The sequence below is a fragment of the Streptomyces sp. NPDC005017 genome, from assembly GCF_042873115.1.
GTDB lineage: Bacteria > Actinomycetota > Actinomycetes > Streptomycetales > Streptomycetaceae > Streptomyces.
The window spans coordinates 167,524-190,174 of sequence record NZ_JBIALD010000001.1 but is presented as its reverse complement, the minus strand read 5'-3'; the positions used below and the strand labels follow the sequence as shown (position 1 = coordinate 190,174).

At 71.4% G+C, this 22,651-nt stretch carries 21 protein-coding genes; 9 read left to right on the top strand and 12 right to left on the bottom strand.

Going from position 1 to position 22,651, the window contains the following annotated elements:
* Window positions 1-248 precede the first annotated feature (248 nt).
* The 5 genes from afsQ1 (at window position 249) to ACFYR0_RS00740 (ending at window position 4,379) form a co-directional block, all read left to right on the top strand.
* Window positions 249-926 carry a two-component system response regulator AfsQ1 gene (afsQ1, locus tag ACFYR0_RS00760; protein WP_073940367.1) on the top strand — a complete coding sequence of 226 codons (678 nt, stop codon included), beginning with the start codon at window positions 249-251 and terminating at the stop codon, window positions 924-926.
* Window positions 923-2,494 carry an ATP-binding protein gene (locus tag ACFYR0_RS00755; RefSeq protein WP_389320096.1) on the top strand — a complete coding sequence of 524 codons (1,572 nt, stop codon included), beginning with the start codon at window positions 923-925 and terminating at the stop codon, window positions 2,492-2,494. The genes afsQ1 and ACFYR0_RS00755 overlap by 4 nt, the downstream gene beginning before the upstream one ends.
* Complete coding sequence (locus ACFYR0_RS00750) at window positions 2,491-3,090, top strand: hypothetical protein (protein WP_389320094.1); 600 nt, start codon at window positions 2,491-2,493, stop codon at window positions 3,088-3,090. The genes ACFYR0_RS00755 and ACFYR0_RS00750 overlap by 4 nt, the downstream gene beginning before the upstream one ends.
* 451 nt (window positions 3,091-3,541) lie before the next feature.
* On the top strand, window positions 3,542-4,117 hold the full coding sequence (locus ACFYR0_RS00745) for a VanZ family protein (RefSeq protein ID WP_389320091.1): 576 nt from the start codon (window positions 3,542-3,544) through the stop codon (window positions 4,115-4,117).
* A 61-nt stretch (window positions 4,118-4,178) separates the two neighbouring features.
* The gene (locus tag ACFYR0_RS00740) at window positions 4,179-4,379 is read left to right on the top strand and encodes a PspC domain-containing protein (protein ID WP_389320088.1); all 201 of its coding nucleotides are present in this window, start codon (window positions 4,179-4,181) and stop codon (window positions 4,377-4,379) included.
* A gap of 76 nt (window positions 4,380-4,455) precedes the next feature.
* Here the strand turns inward: ACFYR0_RS00740 and ACFYR0_RS00735 are convergent, their stop codons facing one another.
* Window positions 4,456-4,782 (bottom strand): ATP-binding protein, encoded by a 327-nt coding sequence (locus ACFYR0_RS00735; RefSeq protein ID WP_389320085.1) that lies wholly within the window; start codon window positions 4,780-4,782, stop codon window positions 4,456-4,458.
* 141 nt (window positions 4,783-4,923) lie between these two features.
* Entirely contained in the window at window positions 4,924-6,087 is a 1,164-nt protein-coding gene (locus ACFYR0_RS00730; protein WP_389320082.1) for an adenosine deaminase, read from the bottom strand.
* Between the two features lie 114 nt (window positions 6,088-6,201).
* On the opposite strand from ACFYR0_RS00730, the gene ACFYR0_RS00725 reads away from it, so the two are divergent.
* On the top strand, window positions 6,202-6,966 hold the full coding sequence (locus tag ACFYR0_RS00725; RefSeq protein WP_389320080.1) for an alpha/beta hydrolase family protein: 765 nt from the start codon (window positions 6,202-6,204) through the stop codon (window positions 6,964-6,966).
* A 27-nt stretch (window positions 6,967-6,993) separates the two neighbouring features.
* Here the strand turns inward: ACFYR0_RS00725 and ACFYR0_RS00720 are convergent, their stop codons facing one another.
* On the bottom strand, window positions 6,994-7,947 hold the full coding sequence (locus ACFYR0_RS00720; protein ID WP_389320077.1) for a LysR substrate-binding domain-containing protein: 954 nt from the start codon (window positions 7,945-7,947) through the stop codon (window positions 6,994-6,996).
* Between the two features lie 63 nt (window positions 7,948-8,010).
* Between ACFYR0_RS00720 and ACFYR0_RS00715 the strand changes: the two genes are divergently transcribed.
* Window positions 8,011-9,285 (top strand): MFS transporter, encoded by a 1,275-nt coding sequence (locus tag ACFYR0_RS00715; protein ID WP_389320074.1) that lies wholly within the window; start codon window positions 8,011-8,013, stop codon window positions 9,283-9,285.
* Window positions 9,286-9,899: 614 nt separating this feature from the next.
* The gene (locus tag ACFYR0_RS00710; protein WP_389320071.1) at window positions 9,900-10,913 is read left to right on the top strand and encodes a sigma-70 family RNA polymerase sigma factor; all 1,014 of its coding nucleotides are present in this window, start codon (window positions 9,900-9,902) and stop codon (window positions 10,911-10,913) included.
* On the opposite strand, the gene ACFYR0_RS00705 is transcribed toward ACFYR0_RS00710, so the two are convergent.
* Window positions 10,797-11,141, bottom strand: coding sequence for an STAS domain-containing protein (locus ACFYR0_RS00705; protein WP_389320068.1), 345 nt, complete (start codon window positions 11,139-11,141; stop codon window positions 10,797-10,799). The two genes, ACFYR0_RS00710 and ACFYR0_RS00705, sit on opposite strands and share 117 nt — an antisense overlap.
* Before the next feature lie 180 nt (window positions 11,142-11,321).
* Here ACFYR0_RS00705 and ACFYR0_RS00700 point away from each other — a divergent pair, with 180 nt between their 5' ends.
* Complete coding sequence (locus ACFYR0_RS00700) at window positions 11,322-12,242, top strand: AEC family transporter (protein ID WP_389320065.1); 921 nt, start codon at window positions 11,322-11,324, stop codon at window positions 12,240-12,242.
* A 69-nt stretch (window positions 12,243-12,311) separates the two neighbouring features.
* Here ACFYR0_RS00700 and ACFYR0_RS00695 read toward each other — a convergent pair whose 3' ends face one another.
* From ACFYR0_RS00695 to ACFYR0_RS00660, 8 genes are all read right to left on the bottom strand, one after another.
* On the bottom strand, window positions 12,312-13,589 hold the full coding sequence (locus ACFYR0_RS00695; RefSeq protein WP_389320062.1) for a thymidine phosphorylase: 1,278 nt from the start codon (window positions 13,587-13,589) through the stop codon (window positions 12,312-12,314).
* 81 nt (window positions 13,590-13,670) lie between these two features.
* A complete protein-coding gene (locus tag ACFYR0_RS00690) occupies window positions 13,671-14,060 on the bottom strand; it encodes a cytidine deaminase (RefSeq protein ID WP_386377497.1) in 390 nt (129 codons plus the stop codon).
* Window positions 14,057-15,322, bottom strand: a complete 1,266-nt coding sequence (locus tag ACFYR0_RS00685; RefSeq protein ID WP_389320059.1) for an ABC transporter permease — start codon at window positions 15,320-15,322, stop codon at window positions 14,057-14,059. Before ACFYR0_RS00685 ends, ACFYR0_RS00690 begins: the two co-directional genes overlap by 4 nt.
* Window positions 15,322-16,446 (bottom strand): ABC transporter permease, encoded by a 1,125-nt coding sequence (locus ACFYR0_RS00680; RefSeq protein ID WP_389320056.1) that lies wholly within the window; start codon window positions 16,444-16,446, stop codon window positions 15,322-15,324. The genes ACFYR0_RS00685 and ACFYR0_RS00680 overlap by 1 nt, the downstream gene beginning before the upstream one ends.
* Window positions 16,446-17,993, bottom strand: coding sequence for an ABC transporter ATP-binding protein (locus ACFYR0_RS00675; RefSeq protein ID WP_389320053.1), 1,548 nt, complete (start codon window positions 17,991-17,993; stop codon window positions 16,446-16,448). Before ACFYR0_RS00675 ends, ACFYR0_RS00680 begins: the two co-directional genes overlap by 1 nt.
* 210 nt (window positions 17,994-18,203) lie before the next feature.
* Window positions 18,204-19,253, bottom strand: coding sequence for a BMP family protein (locus ACFYR0_RS00670; RefSeq protein WP_389320051.1), 1,050 nt, complete (start codon window positions 19,251-19,253; stop codon window positions 18,204-18,206).
* Window positions 19,254-19,539: 286 nt separating this feature from the next.
* Window positions 19,540-20,586 (bottom strand): BMP family protein, encoded by a 1,047-nt coding sequence (locus ACFYR0_RS00665; protein ID WP_389320048.1) that lies wholly within the window; start codon window positions 20,584-20,586, stop codon window positions 19,540-19,542.
* 652 nt (window positions 20,587-21,238) lie between these two features.
* The gene (locus ACFYR0_RS00660; RefSeq protein ID WP_389320045.1) at window positions 21,239-22,471 is read right to left on the bottom strand and encodes a M20 family metallopeptidase; all 1,233 of its coding nucleotides are present in this window, start codon (window positions 22,469-22,471) and stop codon (window positions 21,239-21,241) included.
* Window positions 22,472-22,651 lie beyond the last annotated feature (180 nt).

The window sequence follows — 22,651 nt, the reverse complement described above, 5'->3', positions numbered from 1 at the left end:
TCTGCGTTCTTCCTTGTGCCGAAAAGCTTGCCGGGGCCACTTCATCGCCGTGTCCGCCGACTGTCACAGACCTGTCACAGGGGTCGTCCCCGGGAAGAGAGGGGCGGGAGGAGGGCGGCGGGAGCGGCGGGAACGGCCCTCGCGCCGGGGCCGGAAAGGGAGATCACTCAGCGGAATCGCGCGTAAGGGCTGCGTTCCATCGGCTCCACAGGTTCATCCGTACGGCATCCATGGGCCAGAATGAGCCCGTGCCTTCCCTGTTGCTGATCGAGGACGACGACGCCATCCGGACGGCCCTGGAGCTCTCACTGACGCGCCAGGGTCACCGCGTGGCGACCGCTGCCAGCGGTGAGGACGGTCTGAAGCTGCTGCGCGAGCAGCGCCCGGATCTGATCGTGCTGGATGTGATGCTGCCCGGCATCGACGGCTTCGAGGTGTGCCGGCGCATCCGGCGCACGGACCAGCTGCCGATCATCCTGCTCACCGCGCGCAGCGACGACATCGACGTCGTGGTGGGCCTGGAGTCCGGCGCGGACGACTATGTCGTCAAGCCCGTGCAGGGGCGGGTCCTCGACGCCCGCATCCGGGCCGTGCTGCGGCGCGGCGAGCGCGAGTCCAACGACGCGGCGGCCTTCGGCAGCCTGGTCATCGACCGCGCGGCGATGACCGTCACGAAGAACGGCGAGGACCTCCAGCTGACCCCGACCGAGCTGCGGCTGCTGCTGGAACTGAGCCGCCGCCCCGGTCAGGCGCTGTCGCGCCAGCAGCTGCTGCGGCTGGTGTGGGAGCACGACTACCTCGGTGACTCGCGGCTCGTGGACGCCTGTGTGCAGCGGCTGCGCGCCAAGGTGGAGGACGTGCCGTCCTCGCCGACCCTGATCCGTACCGTGCGCGGCGTGGGCTACCGGCTGGATCCGCCTCAGTGACGACGAAGCAAGGGGGTCTCCGCGGCTGGGCCGCGGATCGCAAGGGAGCTTTCTCAAGGCTGCGCTTCACCAGTCTGCGGCTGCGGCTCGTCGTCGTGTTCGGCCTCGTCGCGCTGACCGCCGCCGTGTCCGCGTCGGGCATCGCCTACTGGCTGAACCGGGAGGCGGTGCTCACCCGCGCCCAGGACGCGGTGCTGCGCGACTTCGAGCAGGAGATGCGCAGCCGCGCGGGCGCCCTGCCCGAACACCCCAGCCAGGACGACCTCCAGCGCACCGCCGGCCTGATGGCGGGCGGCAGCCAGCACTTCACGGTCCTGCTGGTCGCCGAGGACCCCAACGGCAAGACGGTGTACGGCGGTTCGGGCGGGCTGAACGGCTTCGAGCTCGGTGACGTGCCCGAGTCCCTGCGGACCGCGGTGAACCGCAAGCAGCCGCTGACCTCGGCCAACGACGCCGAGTACCACCTGTACTGGCAGCGTGTCGTCGACGACGGCACCCCGTACCTGGTGGCCGGCACCCGGGTGATCGGCGGCGGTGCGACCGGCTACATGCTCAAGTCGCTGGAGCCGGAGGCCAAGGACCTCAACTCCCTCGCCTGGTCGCTGGGCATCGCCACCGGCCTCGCCCTGATCGGCTCCGCGCTGCTCGCGCAGGCCGCGGCGACGACCGTGCTGAAGCCGGTGCACCGGCTCGGGGTCGCCGCCCGGCGGCTCGGCGAGGGCAGACTCGACACCCGGCTGAGGGTGTCGGGCACCGACGAACTGGCGGATCTGTCACGGACGTTCAACAACGCCGCCGAGGCCCTGGAGAAGCGGGTCGCCGACATGGCCTCCCGCGACGACGCCTCGCGGCGGTTCGTCGCCGACATGAGCCATGAGCTGCGTACCCCGCTGACCGCGATCACCGCCGTCACCGAGGTGCTGGAGGAGGAGCTGGACTCCGAGGCCGGCGGCATCGACCCGATGATCGAGCCCGCGGTGCGGCTCGTCGTGAGCGAGACGCGGCGGCTGAACGACCTCGTGGAGAACCTGATGGAGGTCACCCGCTTCGACGCGGGTACGGCCCGGCTGGTGCTGGACGACGTCGACGTCGCCGATCTGATCACCGCCTGCATCGACGCGCGCGCGTGGCTGGACGCGGTGGATCTGGACGCCGAGCGCGGGATCCACGCGCAGCTCGACCCGCGCCGGCTGGACGTGATCCTGGCCAACCTGATCGGCAACGCGCTCAAGCACGGCGGGTCGCCCGTGCGGGTGGCCGTGCGGGCCGCCGCCGACGAGGTCGTCATCGAGGTCCGCGACCACGGGCCCGGCATCCCCGAGGACGTGCTGCCGCACGTGTTCGACCGCTTCTACAAGGCGAGCGCGTCCCGGCCGCGGTCGGAGGGCAGCGGGCTCGGGCTGTCCATCGCGCTGGAGAACGCGCACATCCACGGCGGGGAGATCACCGCCGCCAACTCCCCCGACGGCGGCGCGGTGTTCACGCTGCGGCTGCCCCAGGACGGGACGGAGGCCGCGGAGCCGGCCGTGCGGGAGACCGGGCAGGACACGAGGGGGGACGCGTCGTGAACGCGCGCCGGGCGCTGGCGCTGGGGCTGCTCGTCGGGACGGTGGCGGGGTGCGGGATCCGGGCCACGGAGGTGCCGACCGACTACGGCGCGGCGCCGTCGCGGGCCCACTGTTCGCTGTCCGCGCCGGACGTGGCCACGCAGTCCGCGCGGGGGCTGGCGGTGCAGGTGTTCCTGCGCTGTGGCGCCTCGCTGGTGAGTGTGGACCGGTCGGTGAACATTCCGGAGGGGACGGCGGACTCGGCCCGGCGGGTGCTGCTCGCGCAGGGGCTGCTGAACGAGCTCGCGGAGCGGCCGTCGGCGGAGGAGCGGCTGGCCGGGTACACGACGGACGTGCCGTCCCGGATCAAGTCGGGCGGGCCCCGGGAGGGTGATCCGGAGGACACGCTGCGGCTGAGCGTCGCTCCCGACCGGCTGTCGTCCTACGCGCTGGCCCAGATCGTGTGCACCTTCTCCGACTCCGAGGCCGCGGAGGGCGACGGGTCGGTCATCCTCGGCGGGCCGTCGGGGGCGGCTCGGCGCTACGAGTGCACGTCCGAGGTGCGGACGGATCCGGGGGGCGTGCGGCCGCCGAGCACTTTGGTTGCGGCTGGGTGACGCCTCCGCTGGGCGGGCGGTAGTGCCTAGGGTTTGTGGGTGGTGCGGGGCCGGGGCGGGGGGTGTCCGTCCTCGGTCCGCCGGACCGGCCTCCTACGGGGGTTCTGGCCTTTGACGGCGGCCGCTGCGGGCGGACACCCCCCGCCCCGTCCCCTCCCCGCCGTACGCGGGCTGCGCGCCGCCCTAGCCGCGGGCATGCGTGCCGCTAGGGGCGGCACGGGTGGGCGCGGCGGCGCCTCACTGACGCCGAGCTGCGTGACGCCCCCGCCCCAGCGACGACCCAGCGGCACTTCCTGACGCCGGGTCGCGCGGCGCCCCGCCCTCAGCGACCACCGGGCGGTACGTCGCTGACGCCGAGTTGTGCGCCGCCCGAGCATCGGCCGGAATGTGGCGTAGGCCTCACACCTGTTGTGGCGGAACCGTTTGCGCGGGACGCCGCGTCTTGGGGGGCGTGCAGCGTCAAGGCTCCATGGGCGGCAACGCCGCGTTCCGCATCCGTGTGACCGGAGGTGTCCTCCTCGTCGCACATCTCGCGCTCGTCGCCTGGTTCACGCTGCGGCCGCTCGACGTCCCCTGGGTCATGCCCGCGAACCTGCGCCCGTTCGCCGGCATCCGCGCGGACCTGGCGCTGGGCGGTCTCGAAGCCGCCCGCAGGATCGGCGAGGGGCTGGTGCTGCTGGCGCCGCTGGGCGTCCTGCTGCCGGTCGCGAGCGGCAGACTGACCGTCTCCCCGCTGGGCTCCCTGCTGCGTACCGCGACCGCGGGCGCCCTGATCTCCCTGGCCATCGAGCTGCTCCAGACGGGCGTACCCGGCCAGGTCACGGACGTCGACTCGCTGCTGCTGAACACCGCGGGCGTCGTGCTCGCGCATCTCGCGGTGGTCCCGCTGGGCCGCGCACGGCTGCGCCGTCTGGCCGAGGGGCGGGAGGAGCGGCCGCATGAGGGGCCCGCTCAGGGTCGGACCCCGACGATTCCCAGGGTCGGGATCGCCCCGTGGAGCGACGCTATGCCCCCTTCGTCTCCGTAGCGTTGAGAGCAGATGAGGCAGCCACCGGGGCCGCCTCGGATCAGCTCACGAAGGAGCCGCCATGTCCCGCCCTGCCCGCCCCGCGAACGGCCGGATGATCGGCGGAGTGTGCGCCGCGCTGGCTCGGCGCTTCGGCATCTCCGCCACCGCGATGCGCGTGATCTTCCTGGCGTCCTGTCTGCTGCCGGGTCCGCAGTTCCTGCTGTACATCGCGCTGTGGATACTCCTCCCCTCGGAGAACAAGGTCCGTACGGCCTGGTGAGCCGCCGCCTGCGCGTACGCCGTCGGGGCGCGCCCGGAGATCCGGGACGCGCCCCGACGGCGCAGGGGTATCTGGGTCAGCCCAGCGGGAGGCCGTTCACGGGCAGGCCCTTGGTGGGCAGGCCACCCACCGGCAGACCGCCGAGCAGGCCCGCGGCCGGCTTGGTCGGACCGTCGGCGAGCGCCTTCTCGGCAACGGGCTGCGCGGCGGCGACGCCGGCGGCGAGGGCGGGCTGTGCCTGGCTGAGGGCCTCACCGGCACCCGGCAGGACCTGGGCGACGGTGCCAAGCGCCTGGCCGGCGTCGGGCAGGGCCGGGGCGGCGTTCGCGGCGCCCGCGCCGGTCGCGGCGAAGGCGGCACCGAGCGCGGCGACACCGAGGGTCTTGGCAGCAGACTGCTTCATCGTTAAATGCGTCCTTGACTGAAATCGAAGACTGAACGGGGGACGGAAGCGGTTCCCGAACGTAAACACGCCGCAGGGCCGACCGCAAACACCGAAATGCGGACGGCTTGTGAAAGCCCGCCCGCATTCCCCGTCTCCCGATCAGCCCTCCGACGACCCAGAACCGCTGGTCGAAGCGGTCTGTTGAAACAGCCATTCGGACTTCAGCTCGGCGTAACCGGGCTTGATGACGTCGTTGATCATCGCCAGTCGTTCATCGAAAGGAATGAACGCTGATTTCATCGCATTGACGGAGAACCACTGGAGGTCGTCGAGCGTATAACCGAACGCCTCGACGAGATGCTCGAATTCCCGGCTCATACTCGTGCCCGACATAAGTCGGTTGTCGGTATTTACCGTGGTGCGGAAGTGGAGGCGGCGCAGCAGCCCGATGGGGTGCTCGGCGTAGGAGGCGGCGGCGCCGGTCTGGAGGTTGGAGCTCGGGCACATCTCCAGCGGAATGCGCTTGTCGCGGACGTAGGAGGCGAGGCGGCCGAGGTGGACCGTGCCGTCGTCCTTGACCTCGATGTCGTCGATGATGCGCACGCCGTGCCCGAGCCGGTCGGCGCCGCACCACTGGAGGGCCTGCCAGATGGAGGGCAGCCCGAAGGCCTCACCGGCGTGGATGGTGAAGTGGTTGTTCTCGCGCTTGAGGTACTCGAAGGCGTCGAGGTGCCGGGTGGGCGGGAAGCCCGCCTCCGCCCCGGCGATGTCGAAGCCGACGACGCCGAGGTCGCGGTAGCGGTTGGCGAGTTCGGCGATCTCCAGGGCTCGGGCGGCGTGCCGCATGGCGGTGAGCAGCGCCCCGACCCGGATGCGGTGGCCGTTCTCGCGGGCGGTGCGCTCGCCCTGCCGGAAGCCCTCGTTGACGGCCTCGACGACCTCTTCGAGGCTGAGGCCGCCCTCCAGATGCTGTTCGGGGGCGTAGCGCACCTCGGCGTAGACGACGCCGTCCTCGGCGAGGTCCTCCGCGCACTCGCGGGCGACCCGGACGAGGGCGTCGCGGGTCTGCATGACGCCGACGGTGTGCGAGAAGGTCTCCAGATAGCGTTCCAGGGAGCCGGAGTCGGCGGCCTCGCGGAACCAGAGGTCCAGTTCGGCCGGGTCGGTCTCGGGGAGCGCGGAGTAGCCCTGTTCCTGGGCCAGTTCGACGATCGTGCCGGGCCGCAGCCCGCCGTCGAGATGGTCGTGCAGCAGTACCTTGGGTGCCCGGCGGATCTGGTCCGGGCTCGGGGTGGTCCCCATCCGGTCAGTCTGGCTCGTCATTTCCGCACTCTAACTCCTACGCGCGTAGATCGCCCGTCGCCGCAACTCGGCCGATACGCAACGGTGACCCCACGGACGGGTGGCGTACACGCACGCTTCTGACACTGTTCTGTCATGGCACAGCATGCGACGCCGGTTCGCGAAGCCCGGCTGGGACGGGCGTTCGGTCCGGAACCGACGGCGGTGAGCGGGGTGGTGCTGCTGCTCCCGGGCGGCGACGAGCGGTCGACCCGCCGTCCGTCCGCCCTGCTCGCGGCGGGCTCCGTCCGCGCGCTCGGACGCCGTCTGGCCCGTGCGGGACGGCAGGAGGGCCTGGCCGCGCACGTCGTCCACTACCGCTACCGCGGCTGGAACGGCAGCGAGGCGCACCTCGCCCGCGACGCCTCCTGGGCCGCCGGCGAGGCCGTACGCCGCTACGGCGACGTCCCCGTGTGCCTGGCGGGCATCGACATGGGCGGCCGGGCGGCGCTGCACGCGGGCGGCCACGAGGCCGTCAACTCCGTGGTCGCGCTCGCCCCTTGGCTGCCCGAGGAGGACATGGCCGCACCACCCGAACCGGTGAAGCAGCTCGCCGGACGCCGGGTGCTGATCGTGCACGGCACCAACGACGAGCGCACCGACCCCGAGCTGTCCTTCCGGCTCGCGACGCGCGCGAAGAAGGCGAACCGCGAGGTGTGCCGCTTCGAAGTCCACTCGGACCGGCACGCCTTGCAGCAGCATCGCGACGAAGTGATGTGCCTGACCGAGGACTTCGTGATGGGCGCCCTGTTCGACCGCGCCTTCTCCCGCCCGGTCGAGGACGCCCTCGCCGCCCCGCCGCCGCTCGGGCTGCGCATGCCCCTGGCGTCCGGGTTCGGACGGTCGCTGCGGCATCACTAGGGCCGCCAGAAGGGCCTCGGGCACGTCTCACTCGTGCAGCAGGCGGCCCCGCCTGGACAGCAGGAACTTCTTGAACGCCGCCACGGGCGGGGTGTCCGGCCGCCCCTCCAGCCAGGCCACGCCGATCTCGCGGGCAGCGCGGGGGGCCGTCACCGTCAGTTCGGCGACGCCCGGCCGGGGCACGGCCGGCGGCGGCAGCAGGGCGACGCCCAGTCCGGCGGCGACCAGGCCCCGCAGGGTCTCCGCCTCCTCGCCCTCGAAGGCGATCCGGGGCCGGAAACCTGCCTCCTTGCAGAGGTCGTCGGTGATGCGGCGCAGTCCGTAGCCGGGTTCCAGGGTCACGAACGCCTCGTCGGCGGCCTCGGCGAGCCGTACCCGCCTGCGTGCGGCGAGACGGTGGTCGGCGGGCACCACCAGCCGCAGCTTCTGCTCGTCCAGCCGGCGCCCGACCAGGTCGGGGGCGTCCGGGACGGGCGAGGTCAGACACAGGTCGAGCTCCCCCGCGCGCAGCCGCTCCAGCATGGCCTCGCCGTAGTTCTGCACCAGGCTGAAGCGGACCCGGGGGTGGTCGGCGCGGAAGGCGTGGATCAGTCCCGGCACGGTCTCGGCGCCCATGGTGTGCAGAAAGCCGAAGGCGACCTTGCCCGCCGCCGGGTCGGCGTCGGCGCGCACCTCCTCGGCCGCCCGTTCGATCTCGGCGAGGGCCCGTTCGACGGAACCGAGGAAGGTGCGGCCGGCGGGCGTGAGCAACACGGTCCGGCCGCGGCGGGCGAACAGGTCCACGCCCAGGTCCTGTTCGAGCCGGACCATCGCGCGCGACAGCGTCGACTGGGGGACGTTCATCTCCTGCGCGGCCCGTGTCACGTGCTCGGTGCGGGCGACCCCGGCGAAGTGCGCGAGGCGCGGCGCGAGCAGGGCGACGATGTCTTCTGTGTCACCACTCGGTGACAGGCGCTGACCTGACCTCTGCTGATGCATCACGGGAACGATTATGCCGATTCCATGCATTGGACGGATGAGCGGCGATCTCCGTACGGTCGAAGCATGAATCCCGCCGATACCGGGGCGTCCACCGTCGTGGACGCCGCTCCTCCGTCCCCCGCCGCACCCACCGCCGACTCCCGGATGACTCCGGGCGGTCCCGGTTACCGGCGGATGAGCCTCGCGCTCTTCCTGGCCGGTGTGGCGACGTTCGCCCTGCTGTACGCCACGCAGGCGCTGCTGCCGCTGATCTCCGCCGACTTCGGGGTGAGCGCGGGACAGGCGAGCTGGACGGTGGCGGCCGCGACGGGCGGCCTCGCGGTGTTCGTGCTCCCGATGAGCGCGCTGTCCGAGCGGTTCGGACGGCGTACGGTCATGACCTGGTCGCTGGCGGTCGCCGTGACCGTGGCGGTCCTCGTCCCCCTCGCGCCCTCGCTGCCCGCCCTGGTGGCGCTGCGCGCGGTGCAGGGCGCGGCGCTGGCGGGCCTGCCGGCCTCGGCGACGGCGTATCTCGCTGAGGAGGTCCGGCCGCGGGCGCTGGTCACCGCGATCGGTCTGTTCGTCGCGGGCAACAGCGTCGGCGGGATGAGCGGGCGGGTCGTCACGGGCTGGGTGGCCCAGGAGTGGGGCTGGCGGGCCGCCCTCGGTGTGATCGGTGTGCTGGCGGTGGCCTGCGCGGTCGCCTTCCGGCTGCTGCTGCCCGCGCCGAAGCACTTCACGCCGGGCTCGCTGCGTCCTGCGGTGCTCGTGCGCACGGTCCGCGGCCATCTCGCCGATCCGCTGCTGCGCCGGCTCTACGCCATCGGGGCGCTGTTCATGACGGTGTTCGGCGGGGTGTACACCGCCATCGGCTACCGCCTGACGGATGAGCCGTTCTCCCTGCCGCAGGGCGTCGTCGGCTCGATCTTCCTGGTCTACCTCGTGGGTACGGTGTCGGCGTCCACCGCCGGCCGTCTTCAGGGGCGGGTGGGCCGCCGGGGCGCGCTGTACCTGGCCGGCGGCACGACCGCGGCGGGGCTGCTGCTGTCCCTCGCCGACTCCCTCGTCCTCGTCCTGCTGGGCCTGGTCCTCGTCACGGCCGGCTTCTTCGCGGGGCACGCGGTGGCGTCCTCGGCGGTCAGCAGGACGGCGACGCGGGGGCGTGCGCAGGCTTCCGCGCTCTACCAGTCCGCGTACTACGTCGGCTCCAGTGTCGGCAGCACAGTCGGGGCGGTGGCGTTCCACGCGGGGGGCTGGGGCGGGACGGTGGGGGTCGGCGTCGCCGCGGTGGTGGGGGTTGTGGGGATCACCCTGGCCGGCACGAGAGCGGCATCGCTTGCGGCGGGCCGGGCGGCGTAAGGGGGCCCCGTCCCCTCTTCATCGCCGGGTGCGGGTGCGTCGTGGCCGTTCGCGCAGTTCCCCGCGCCCCCAAGAAGGCGTGGTGGATCCACCCCCTCCCCGGCCGGGTGCGGCCCGCATGTGGCTGGTCGCGCGGTTCCCCGCGCCCCTAAAAGCGACCACGCCCGCCGCCCCACCGACGCAAGGACGACCAAAGGGTCACGAGGAACTGCGCGACCAGCCACGACGGACCCGCACATTCAAGGGGCGCGGGGAACTGCGCGAACGGCCACGACGGACCCGCAGACTCAAGGGCCGCGAGGAACTGCGCGAACGGCCACGACGCACCCGCAGACTCAAGGGCCGCGAGGAACTGCGCGAACGGCCACAACGCACCCGCGCCCGGAAGCGCACAGGAGCGAGGGCGCCGGCCGCGCAGGCCAAAAGGGGCGCGGGGAACTGCGCGAACGGCGGCGGCGGACCTGCACCCCGCAACGTGCAACAGGCAGGGAAGGGCCCGTTGACCAGCTGTTTTGCTGGGGCGGCGGGCCATTGTCAGTGGGCTGGGGTAGCTTCCGAAGTGCTGGACGCAATGAGGCGTACGACACAGGACCGGCCACAGGGGTGGGTGGACGATGGGCGACACCGCGACGACGACAGACCTCGACGTCGAGTTGGAGAAGCACCGCGTCGAGCTGACGGGCTACTGCTACCGCATGCTCGGCTCCTCCTTCGAGGCCGAGGACGCGGTCCAGGACACACTCGTGCGGGCCTGGCGCAGCTACGACAGGTTCGAGGGCCGCTCCAGCCTCCGGTCCTGGCTGTACCGGATCGCGACGAACGTCTGCCTGGACATGCTGACCGCGGGCAACAAGCGGGCCAGACCGATGGACCTGTCGGAGGCGACCCCGCTGGCGCGGGCCGCGCTCTCCCCCCGCCCCGACCACACCTGGCTGGAGCCCATGCCGGACACCCGGGTGCTGCCCACGACCGCCGACCCGGCGGAGGCGGCCGTCGCCAAGGAGTCGGTGCGGCTGGCGTTCATGGCCGCCCTCCAGCAACTGCCGCCCAAGCAGCGCGCGGTGCTGATACTGCGCGAGGTGCTGGCGTGGCGGGCGAGCGAGGTGGCAGAGCTGCTCGGCACCTCGGTCGCCTCCGTCAACAGCGCCCTCCAGCGGGCCCGCGCCACGCTCTCGGAGCGCTCCGAGTCGGGCGCCGACGCGGCCGTGTCGGACCCGCTGGACGAGGAGCAGAAGAAGCTCCTGGAGCGCTATGTCGCGGCCTTCGAGGGCTACGACATGGCGGCGCTGACGGCGATCCTGCACGAGGACGCCGTCATGACGATGCCGCCGTTCGACCTGTGGCTGGTGGGGACGGACGACATCACCGGCTTCATGACCACGCTCGGCGCCGGCTGCGCCGGTTCGCGGCTGCGCGCGGTCGAGGTCAACGGCCTGCCCGGCTTCGCGCACTACAAGCCGGACGAGGAGAGGGGCGGCTACACCCCCTGGGCGATCCAGGTGCTGGAGATCTCAGCGGGCCGGATCACCGGTTTCCACTTCTTCCTCGACGTCGAACGGTGGTTCCCGCTGTTCGGGCTGCCCCCACACCTCGAAGCGGAGTCCGACGAGATCGAGCAGCGCGCATAGCGCCGGGTCGGGGTCGCGCAGCCGTATCCGGCCGCCGGTCCTGCGTGCGGTGAGCTGCATCCGCGCCAGCAGGTCGACGGCCGCGAGCCCCGGCGGCCCGATCCCGGCCACGTCGCACTCCACGACCCCGGCGCGGGTCGACTCCAGCGCGCCGCGCACGGCGTCGCACCACCCCGTCACCTCGCTCCGGATGACGGGGCCTGCGATCACGAGTACGGCGGGTCTCATGGCGTCCACGTGCGGTAGACCGCACGGACTCCGGGAACTCATCGCGGCGCCCTCGTAGTCGGCGTCACATTGACCGGGGCCCGAGCCCTGCCCAAGGGTTGCTGCCGTGCCCCGACCACCACAGCCGCCCATGCCGTACGCCTGTCCCGAAGCCGACCGCCGACCCGCCGGAGAGGCGCCGTGCAGGGGGTACTGAGCGGCTTCGCCGTGATCGTCGTGGTGATCGGCGTCGGGTATGTGATCGGTTTGCGGGGCTGTCTGGGCGGGCAGGGCCGTGACGTCCTCACCAGGCTCGCCTTCCACGTGGCGACCCCGGCGCTGCTGTTCACGGTGCTGGCCCGGGCCGATCTGTCGGTGGTCTTCTCGACCCGGCTGCTGGTGACGGCCCTGAGCACGGCGGCCGTGGCCGGGCTGTTCGTGGCGGCGGGTGTAGTACGCCGGTGGGGGGTGGCCCGTACGACGATCGGCGCGCTGTGCGCGGGGTACGTCAACTCGGGGAACCTGGGCATACCGATCGCGGTGTACGTCCTCGGCGACGCCTCACTGGTGGCGCCGGTGCTGCTGTTCCAGCTGGTCGGCGTGACGCCGGTGGCGGTGACGGTGCTGGACCTGGCGAGCGGCGGGGCGAAGCGTCCGCTGGTGCAGCGGGTGCTGACGCCGCTGCGCAACCCGATAGCCGTGGGATCGCTGGCCGGGGTGGCGGTCTCGGCGGCGGGCCTGCGGGTGCCGGCCCCGGTACTGGACCCGCTCACGCTCATCGGCAACATGTCCGTGCCCGCCGCGCTGCTGGCCTTCGGTATCGCCCTGCGCGGCAGCTCCCTGCCACTGCGCGGCGCGGAGCGGGCGCCGGTCCTGCTGGCCGTCGGTCTCAAGACGCTCGTGCAGCCCGTGACCGCCTGGCTCCTGGCGGCGGGCGTCTTCGGCCTGCGCGGGGCGCCGCTGCTGGACGTGGTGGTGACCTCGGCGCTGCCCGCCGCGCAGAACCTCTTCACGTACGCGAGCACATACCGGGTCGGCGAGGTGCTGGCCCGGGAGGCGATCCTGCTGTCGACGGTGGTGTCGGTGCCGGTCCTGGTGGTCGTGGCGGCGCTGCTCGGCTGACGGCCGGCATGCCGAACGGGACCGGCGCGAGGGCACGGTCCCGTTCGGGCGGGAGAGCGGGACTCCCGGTCAGGCGATGCGCTCCAGCACCACCGGCGAGGCCGTGAAGGCCGTGCCCGGGGCGGCGACGTCGTAGGAGCCCTCGACCGCCTGGAGGGCGTACTCGAAGCGCTCGGGCGTGTCCGTGTGCAGGGTCAGCAGCGGCTGGCCCTCGGTGACGGTGTCGCCGGGCTTGGCGTGCATCTCGACGCCCGCGCCCGCCTGCACCGGGTCCTCCTTGCGGGCGCGGCCCGCGCCGAGGCGCCAGGCGGCGACGCCGATGCCGTACGCGTCGAGGCGGGTGAGGACGCCCGAGGAGGGCGCCTTGATCACGTGCTGCTCGCGGGCGACGGGCAGCACGGCGTCCGGGTCGCCGCCCTGCGCGGCGATCATGCGGCGCCAGACGTCCATCGCGGAGCCGTCGGCCAGTGCCTTCGCCGGGTCGGCGCCCTTCACTCCGGCCGCGTCGAGCATCTCGCGGGCCAGGGCGACGGTCAGCTCGACGACGTCGGCCGGGCCACCGCCCGCGAGGACCTCGACGGACTCGCGGACCTCCAGGGCGTTGCCCGCGGTGAGGCCGAGCGGGGTCGACATGTCGGTGAGCAGGGCGACCGTCCTCACGCCGTGGTCGGTGCCGAGGCCGACCATGGTGGAGGCCAGCTCGCGGGCGTCCTCGATGGTCTTCATGAAGGCGCCGGTGCCGACCTTCACGTCCAGGACCAGGGAGCCGGTGCCCTCGGCGATCTTCTTCGACATGATCGAGGAGGCGATCAGAGGGATCGCCTCGACCGTGCCGGTGACGTCGCGCAGGGCGTACAGCTTCTTGTCGGCCGGGGCCAGGCCGTCGCCCGCCGCGCAGATCACGGCGCCGGTGGTGTCGAGGACGTGCAGCATCTCCTCGTTGGAGAGCAGGGCGCGCCAGCCGGGGATCGACTCCAGCTTGTCCAGGGTGCCGCCGGTGTGGCCGAGGCCGCGGCCGGACAGCTGCGGGACGGCCGCGCCGCAGGCGGCGACCAGCGGGGCGAGCGGGAGGGTGATCTTGTCGCCGACGCCGCCGGTGGAGTGCTTGTCGGCAGTCGGGCGGGACAGGGAGGAGAAGTCCATGCGCTCGCCGGAGGCGATCATCGCCGCGGTCCAGCGGGCGATCTCGCGCCGGTTCATGCCGTTGAGCAGGATCGCCATGGCGAGCGAGGACATCTGCTCGTCGGCGACCTCGCCGCGGGTGTACGCGTCGATGACCCAGTCGATCTGCTCGTCGCTGAGCTCACCGCGGTCCCGCTTGGTGCGGATGACGGAGATGGCGTCCATGGCCATGGCTTTCCTTCCGACGTTCTGAAGAAAGTCGCGGCCCCTCTGAGCGGGTGTTCTCAGAGGGGCCGCGGGGTGGTGTCACTTGCTGAGATGGTCCGGCCCGAAGGCCTGCGGCAGCATCCGCGACAGCGGCAGGATCCCCGCCGGCGTCTCCAGCAGCAGGTCCGGCCCGCCGAACTCGTAGAGCAGCTGGCGGCAGCGGCCGCACGGGACGAGGATGTCGCCCTGGCCGTCCACACAGGTGAAGTGCGTCAGGCGGCCGCCCCCGGTGCGCTGGAGCTCCGAGACCAGCCCGCACTCGGCACACAGGCCGAGCCCGTAGGAGGCGTTCTCCACGTTGCAGCCGGAGACCGTGCGGCCGTCGTCCACGCGGGCCGCGACCCCGACCGGGAAGCCCGAGTAGGGCGCGTAGGCGTGGGACATGGCCTCCCGTGCCACGGCCCGCAGGGCCTCCCAGTCGAAGGTCACTTGCCTTGTCCCTTCCGGTACGGCATTCCGTCCGCCTTCGGCATGCGCAGACGCTGCGCGGACAGGGCCAGCACGACCAGGGTGATGACGTACGGCGTGGCGGCGACGACCTGGTTGGGGACCTCGTTGGTGCCCAGGTACCAGGCCAGGACCAGCGCGCCGATCACAGCGGTGATCATCGACGAGGGGTACTTCTTGGAGATCACGAGCCAGACGGCGCCGATGAGCAGCAACAGCGCGCCGAGCAGCAGCAGGGCGTGGACGTTCTCCGAGCCGCCGCGCAGGTTGAGGCTGTCGGTGTAACCGAACAGGCCGGCACCCAGGGCGAGGCCGCCCGGCATCCAGTTGCCGAAGATCATCGCGGCGAGACCGATGTAGCCGCGGCCCGCGGTCTGGCCCTCCAGGTAGAAGGGGTTGGCCACGATCGACAGGAACGCGCCGCCGAGGCCGGCCAGGCCGCCGGAGATGATCACGGCGATGTACTTGTACTTGTAGACGTTCACACCGAGGGACTCGGCCGCGACCGGGTTCTCGCCGCAGGAGCGCAGGCGCAGGCCGAACGCGGTGCGCCACAGCACCCACCAGGTGCCGGGGATCAGCGCGATGGCGATCAGGGTCAGCCAGGAGACGTTGGTGACCAGGCCGCCGAGGAGACCGGCGACGTCCGAGACGAAGAACCAGCCCTCGTTGTTGAGGTCACGCAGCCAGTCGGAGAGTCCGGGCACCGTGAAGTGGCCGAGGGAGTCCACCGGCGGGGACTGCTTGGCCGAGCCGCCCGAGTGGCCCTCGAAGGCCAGCGGGGCCAGGTAGCGGGTGGCGCCGAGGGCGAGGATGTTGATCGCCACACCGGAGACGATGTGGTTGACGTTGAACGTCACGGTGACGAAGGCGTGCAGCAGGCCGCCGAGGGCGCCGCCGAGGATGCCGACCACGACACCGGTCCAGGGGCCCCACTGGAAGCCCGCCCAGGCACCGAACCAGGTGCCCAGGATCATCATGCCCTCGAGGCCGATGTTGACGACGCCCGCGCGCTCGGCCCACAGACCGCCGAGACCGGCGAGGCCGATCGGCACGGCGAGCTGCAGGGCGGTGGACATCTGGCTGACGTTGGTGATGCCGTTGGCGTCCGTGATGAGGCGGACGATCGAGGTCAGCGCCAGGCCGCCGGCGATGACCAGCATCAGGACCGGCAGGGACATACGGCGGCCGGCCGGGGCCGCGGGCTCCAGCGTGGGCTGGTTGACGTCGGTCGCGGTGGTCATCAGCCCGCCACCTCCTTCTTCACGTTGTTGTCGGTGGCGCCCAGGACGTGCCCGGCGGCCAGCTCGGCGCCGACGCGGCGCTGCTGGCGGCGCAGACCCCACTCGCGTACGACCTCGTAGGAGACGACCACCGCGAGGACGATGATGCCCTGCATGATGACCGCGATCTCCTTGTCGTAGTCGTAGAAGTCCAGCTCGGGGGAGGCCTTGTCGAGCCAGGCCCACAGCAGCGAGGCGAAGAGGATGCCGACCGGGCTGTTGCGGCCGAGCAGCGCGATGCCGATGCCGAGGAAGCCGATGCCGGTGGGGAAGTTCAGGTTGTAGGTGTGCGTGCTGCCCATCAGGATCGGCAGACCCGCCAGACCCGCGATGGCACCGGACAGCAGCATGGCGCTGAGCACCATGCGCTTGGGGTTCACGCCGCTGGCCGTGGCGGCCGACTCGGAGGCGCCGGAGGCGCGCAGGTCGAAGCCGAAGCGGGTGCGGTTGAGGAGGACCCAGTAGCCGATGCCGAGCAGCGCGGCGAGGACGACGAGGCCGTAGATCTCGCCGGCGTCACCCAGGTCGAAGCCGGGGATCCAGCCGGACTCGTACATCTCGCCGGTGGTGTTGTTGTTCCCCTGCTTCACGCCGAGGACGTCGGGCAGCCACAGGTAGGAGATGACGGAGACGGCGATGGCGTTGAGCATGATCGTCGCCACGACCTCGCTCACTCCACGGGTGACCTTGAGGACACCGGCGATACCGGCCCACAGCGAGCCCGTCGCGGCGGCCGCCAGGAGCAGCAGCGGGACCTGGATCACCGCGGGCAGGTTCATGTGCGCGCCGACGATCGCGGCGATCATGGCGCCGAGCTGGTACTGGCCGTCGACGCCGATGTTGAACAGGTTCATCCGGAAGCCGATGGCCACCGCCAGGGCCGCGATGTAGTACAGCGAGGCCTGGTTGATGATCAGGACCTGCTTGTCCGAGTAGCCGAGCTGCTCGAACATGATCTGGAACGGCTCGACCGGGTTCTTGCCGGAGGCGAGCAGCACGACGGCGCTGATCACGAAGGCCACGGCGAGCGCCATGGCCGGACCGGCCACGGCGAGGAGCACGCGCTCCTTGTCGAACTTCTTCATCAGCGGGCCTCGTCTTCGGGGGCTTCCGGCGTCTCTTCGTGCTCAAGGTGTCCGGCGGCGGCGCCGGTCATCGCCGAGCCCAGCTCCTCGGGGGTGATGGTGGCCGGGTCGGCGTCCGCGACCAGCTTGCCGTTGTAGATCACCCGGAGCGTGTCGGACAGGCCGATCAGCTCGTCGAGGTCGGCGGAGATCAGCAGTACGGCCAGGCCCTCGCGGCGCGCCTCGCGGATGTGGTCCCAGATCGCCGCCTGCGCGCCGACGTCCACACCGCGGGTGGGGTGGGAGGCGATCAGGAAGCGCGGCTTGGAACTCATCTCGCGGCCGACGATCAGCTTCTGCTGGTTGCCGCCGGACAGGGAGGCCGCGGTGACGTCGATGCCCGGCGTGCGGACGTCGTACTCCGTCACGATCCGCCGCGTGTCCTCCTGGGCCGCCTTCGGGTCCAGCCAGATGCCCTTGGCGTTGGGCCTCTCGGTGACGTGGCCGAGGATGCGGTTCTCCCAGAGGGGGGCCTCCAGGAGCAGTCCGTGGCGGTGGCGGTCCTCGGGGATGTAGCCGATGCCCTGCTCACGGCGCTTGCGGGTGGCCCAGCCGGTGATCTCCTCCTCGGCGAGGGTGATCGTGCCGGAGTCGGCGCCCTTGAGGCCGATGAGCGCGTCGACCAGCTCGGTCTGGCCGTTGCCCTCGACGCCGGCGATGCCCAGGACCTCACCGGCGTGGATGGTGAAGGTGACGTCGTCGAGGAGCGCCTTGCCGCCCTCGGCCTCGAGCCGGAGCTTGTCCACGGTGATCACGGGCCGGTCGGTGACCGTCGACTCGGCCGTCTCCGGGGTGGGCAGTTCGCTGCCGACCATCATCTCGGCGAGCTGACGCGGAGTCGTCTCCGAGGGAACCGCGGTCCCCACGGTCGTACCGCGCCGGATGACGGTGATGTCGTCGGCGACGGACAGGACCTCGCCCAGCTTGTGGGAGATGAAGATGACCGACAGGCCCTCGGCCTTGAGCTCGCGGAGGTTGTCGAAGAGCGCGTCGACCTCCTGCGGGACGAGCACCGCGGTGGGCTCGTCGAGGATCAGCTTGGTGGCGCCGCGGTAGAGGACCTTGAGGATCTCCACGCGCTGGCGGGCGGCGACTCCGAGCTCCTCCATGAGGCGGTCGGGCTCGACGCCGAGTCCGTAGCGGTCGGAGAGCTCCTTGATCCGGCGCCGGGCCTTGGCGCCGATGCCGTAGAGCTTCTCGCTGCCGAGGACGACGTTCTCCAGGACGGTGAGGTTGTCCGCGAGCATGAAGTGCTGGTGCACCATGCCGATGCCGCGCGCGATGGCGTCGGCCGGGGACGAGAAGCTCACCTGCTCGCCGTCGACCGCGATGGTGCCCTCGTCCGGCTTCTGCATGCCGTAGAGGATCTTCATCAGGGTCGACTTGCCGGCGCCGTTCTCGCCGACGAGGGCGTGGACGGTGCCCTTGCGGACGGTGAGGTGGATGTCGCGGTTGGCCACGACACCGGGGAATCGCTTCGTGATCCCGGCGAGTTCGACGGCGGTCACCGAATCGTTGACCGCCGCTCCGGCCGGAGGGCTGCTGGACGCGTTGATGGCGCACACTCCTGGGGACGGGGGTCGTCTACGCGCGTAGCGCCCCTACGGCATTTCAGGGGGCCACGCATCGCCGACAACCGGGTACGGGAAGCAAAGTCTCCCCGCACCCGGTCGAGCGAACGCAACCCCTCGGTCACACCCTGCTCAAGGTGTTTCCGCTCAGCTGCTCTTGACCTTGATCGCGCCGTTGATGATCTTCTCCTTGGCGGTCTCGACGGCCTTCTGGATCTCGGCATTGTCCGCGAACTCCGGGTTGGAGTTCGACAGGCTCACCTCGCCGCTCTTGAGATCGCCCCGAACGATACCGGTCACCGGCTTACCGTCCTCGACCGACTTCGCCAGGTTGTAGACCGCCTTGGCGACGTCCTTCATGGCGGAGGTCAGGATCGAGTCCTTGTACTTCGCCAGCGCTTCCTGGTTGTACTGGTCGGAGTCGACGCCGACCGCCCAGACCTTGTTGGCGGCGGCGGCCTCGATCACGCCCTGACCGGAGAGACCGGCCGCCGCGTAGACGACGTCGGCCTTCTTCTCGATCTGCGCCTCGGCGGCCGACTTGCCCTTGTCGGGGCTGGAGAAGCCGCCCTCTTCGGCCGTCTGGGTGAGGTACTGGGTGAGCACCTTGACCTGCGGCTTGGTGTCCTTGACGCCCTGCTCGAAGCCGGCCTGGAACTTGTGGATCAGCGGGATGTCCACGCCGCCCACGAAGCCGACCGTGTCGTTCTTGGTGGCCTTGGCCGCGGCGACACCGGCGAGGTAGGACGCCTCCTCCTCGGAGAAGACCAGGTCGGCGACGTTCTTCGCCTCGATCGTGGAGTCGTCCACGATGCCGAAGGTGGTCTTCGGGAACTTCTCGGCGGCGCCCTTCACCGCGGCGGCGTAGGCGTAGCCGACGCCGATCACCGGGTTGTAGCCCTGCTTGGCCAGGGACTCCAGACGCTGCTGCTTGTCGGCGTCCGTCTCACCCTCGGTGGGCTCGATGTCGGCCGTGTCGTAGCCGAACTCCTTCTTCGCCTGCTCCAGGCCCGAGAACGCGGCGTCGTTGAAGGACTGGTCGCCCTTGCCGCCGACGTCGTACGCGATGGCCAGGCCCAGGTCGCCCTTCGAGTCGGCGGACGAGCCCGACGTCGAGGTGCCGCCGCAGGCGGAGAGGGCGAGGGCCAGAGAGGCGGTCGCTGCGCCTGCGACCGTGATCCGGGAAATCCGGCGCATGTTGTGGTGCTCCTGTCGTACAAGCGCCGGAGGACGGTTCAGCTTCGGCGCTGGCTTCGCCGCAGATTAACGCGCGTAGACCTACCTGAAAACCCCTTCTGTCCACCTTGTTATGCGGCCGTGGCCAAGCTAACTCCGTGGCGCCCGCCGGGGCTTGCCGAACGCAAGGGGAAGGTGACGTAAGGCGACCGGGACCGAACGCAACGGAGCGGGCGGGTGCGAAGTCGCACCCGCCCGCTCGGAACCGCTGCGGCGCTGCCGGACACGGCCCGGCAACCACTCGGTACTACTCGGTCTTGACCTTGATCTGACCGCTGGTGATGCCTTCCTTGGCCGCGGCCACGGCCTCGGTCAGGCCGGCGATCTTGGCGAACTCGGGGTTGCTCTCGGACAGGCCGACGCCGTTCACCTTCAGGTCGAAGGTCTGCACGCCGGTCAGCGGCTTGCCGTCCTGGACCGACGCGGCCAGCGTGTACACCGCACCGCCGACGTCCTTCAGGGCGGAGGTGAGGATCTTGCCCTTGTACGCCGCGAGGGCTTCCTGCTTGTACTGGTCGGAGTCGACACCGATGGCCCAGACGCCGGCCTTCGAGGCGGCCTCGATGACGCCCTGGCCGGACAGACCGGCGGCGGCGTAGATGACGTCGGCGCCCTTCTCGATCTGACCCTCGGCGGCGGCCTTGCCCTTGTCGGGGCTGGAGAAGCCGCCCTCTTCGGCGGTCTGGGTCAGGTACTGGGAGATGACCTTGACCTTGGCGTTGGTGTCGGCCACACCCTGCTTGTAGCCGGCCTCGAACTTGTGGATCAGCGGGACGTCCACACCGCCCACGAAGCCGACCGTGTTGCTCTTGGTGGCCTTGGCGGCGGCGACGCCGGCGAGGTAGGAGGCCTCCTGCTCGGCGAACACGAGGGAGGCGACGTTCTTGCCCTCGACCACGGAGTCGACGATGCCGAAGGTGGTGTCGGGGTACTTCTTGGACGCGGCCTCCATGGCCGGGCCGTAGGCGAAGCCGACGCCGATGACCGGGTTGTAGCCCTGCTTGGCGAGGGTCTCCAGACGCTGCTGCTTGTCGGCGTCCGTCTCGCCCTCGGTGGGCTCGATGTCGGCCGTCTTGTAGCCGAACTCCTTCTGGGCCTTCTGCAGACCGGCGTACGCGGCGTCGTTGAAGGACTGGTCGCCCTTGCCGCCGATGTCGTAGGCGATCGCGAGGCCGAGGTCCTGCTTGTCGCCGCTGTCGCCACCGTCGCTGCTGGTGCCGCCGCAGGCCGTGGCAGCGAGCGCGATCGACGCGACCCCCACCGCGACGCGAGTCAGTTTGGATATCCGACGCATCTGAAGTTCCCCATTCTCCACAGCCCCGCAGTGGGTGCTAGGTTCGGCGCAGATTAACGCGCGTAGACACTCCTGGGAACGGGGTTCCGCGCGGCCGTTATCCATTCGTGCCGATGGCCGGTTACGCCCTCGTTACCCACTGGTTCGAAAAGGACAGAGGACCACAGGCCGCCCGCACTCACGGTCAGACTCCCTCCCCTCCGACCCGCCCGCAACCCGAGGGGGGCGGCTGAGGTGAGACCGGGGTGGACTGCCCGGGGAGGCCGGGCCTCGACGCGGCGTTTCGCCGCCGGGGCGTGTTTGGCGGGGGCGGGCGTTACCCAGCTCGGCGTCAGCGAGGTACCTCCCCCGGAGGGGGGACCCCAGCGCCCACCCGCGCCGCCCCTGGCGGCACGCATGCCCGCGGCGGCGGCGCGCGACCCCAGGCGGCAAGGCGACAGGCGACAGGCGACGGGAAGGCGCGTACGGCGGCAAGGGGACGGGGCGGGGGGTGTCCGCCCGCAGCGGCCGCCGTCAGACACCAGACCCCCCGTGGGGGGCGGGGGGGGGGCCCGGCGGCCGCACCCCCCCCGCCCCGGCCCCGCACCACCCACCCACGTACCGCGCTACAACACCAGGTCCCGCAGGAACACCGGACCCCGCAGGCGCGAAGCTACACGCCCTCGTCCACCAGCGCCGCCGCCGTGAACAGCTCCACCCCCACCGTGATCGCCGACTCGTCGACGTCGAAGTCACCCTGATGGAGGTCCCGCACGGTCCGCTCGCCCGGCGGACGGACCCCGAGCCGCGCCATGGCGCCCGGGACGTGCTCCAGGTACCAGGAGAAGTCCTCGCCCCCCAGACTCTGCTCGGTGCTCTCGACAGAGTCGGCCCCCCGCCGCGCGGTCATCGCGTCCCGCAGCAGCGCGGTCGCCCCGGCGTCGTTGACGACCGGCGGCACCCCCCGCACATACGTGATCTCCGACTTCGCCCGGTGCAGGTTCGCGACCTCGTCGATCGCCGCGACCACGAGGTCCGGCGCCTGCCGCCACGCCTCGATGTCCAGGCACCGCACGGTCCCGGACAGCTCGGCATGCTGCGGAATGACGTTCGAGGCATGCCCCGACTCGATCCGCCCCCATGTCACGGCCAGCCCGGCCCGCGTGTCCACCCGCCGGGCGATCAGCGCCGGCACGTCGGTGACGACCCGCGCGGCGGCCGTCACCAGGTCGGTCGTCAGATGCGGCCGCGCGGTGTGCCCACCGGGCCCGCCGAGCGCGATCTCCAGCCGGTCGCACGCGGAGGTGATCGCACCCACCCGCAGCCCGATCCGCCCCGCGTCCACCCGGGGGTCGCAGTGCACGGCGAGAATCCGCTCGACGCCGTCCAGCACCCCGCCCTCGATGGCGTCGGCGGCCCCGCCGGGCAGCACCTCCTCGGCCGGCTGGAACAGCAGCCGCACGGGCCGGGGCAGCAGCCCCCGCCGGTGCAGATCGGCCAGCACCAGCCCGGCCCCGAGCACGACGGTGGTGTGCACGTCGTGGCCGCAGGCGTGCGCCCGGTCGGGCACGGTCGAGCGATACGCGCACTCGGTCTTGGCGTCGGGGATGGGCAGCCCGTCGATGTCGGCCCGCAGGGCGAGCATGCGGGGGCCGCCGCTCCACACCCCGTCGGGCACACCGATGTCACAGACGAGCCCGGTCCCCATGTCGAGCACCCGCGGCTTCAGGCCCGCCCGCTCCAGCCGCGCCTTGATCGCCGCGGTGGTACGGAACTCCTGGTTTCCCAGCTCGGGGTGCATGTGCAAGTCGCGGCGGAAGGCCACGAGTTCGGCACGGAGCTCCTCGGGGAGGGTGCCGGGAAGCACGGCCTCCCCGGGAGGAACGGCCTCGGACTCAAGGGACATGGGTTGCTTCACCCTCTGAAGGGTAGGACGCCGGGACGGTCAACTGACCCGCGATCAACAAAAGTTCAGCCCGTTAGGGGAAGAAAACCTGACCGCCCCAGGCATAGCTGCGGACTGCGATGGGTAAACTCGCCCGCCCGTCAGCTTTTTCGATCATGAAATCCGCGACGAGCGACCTCA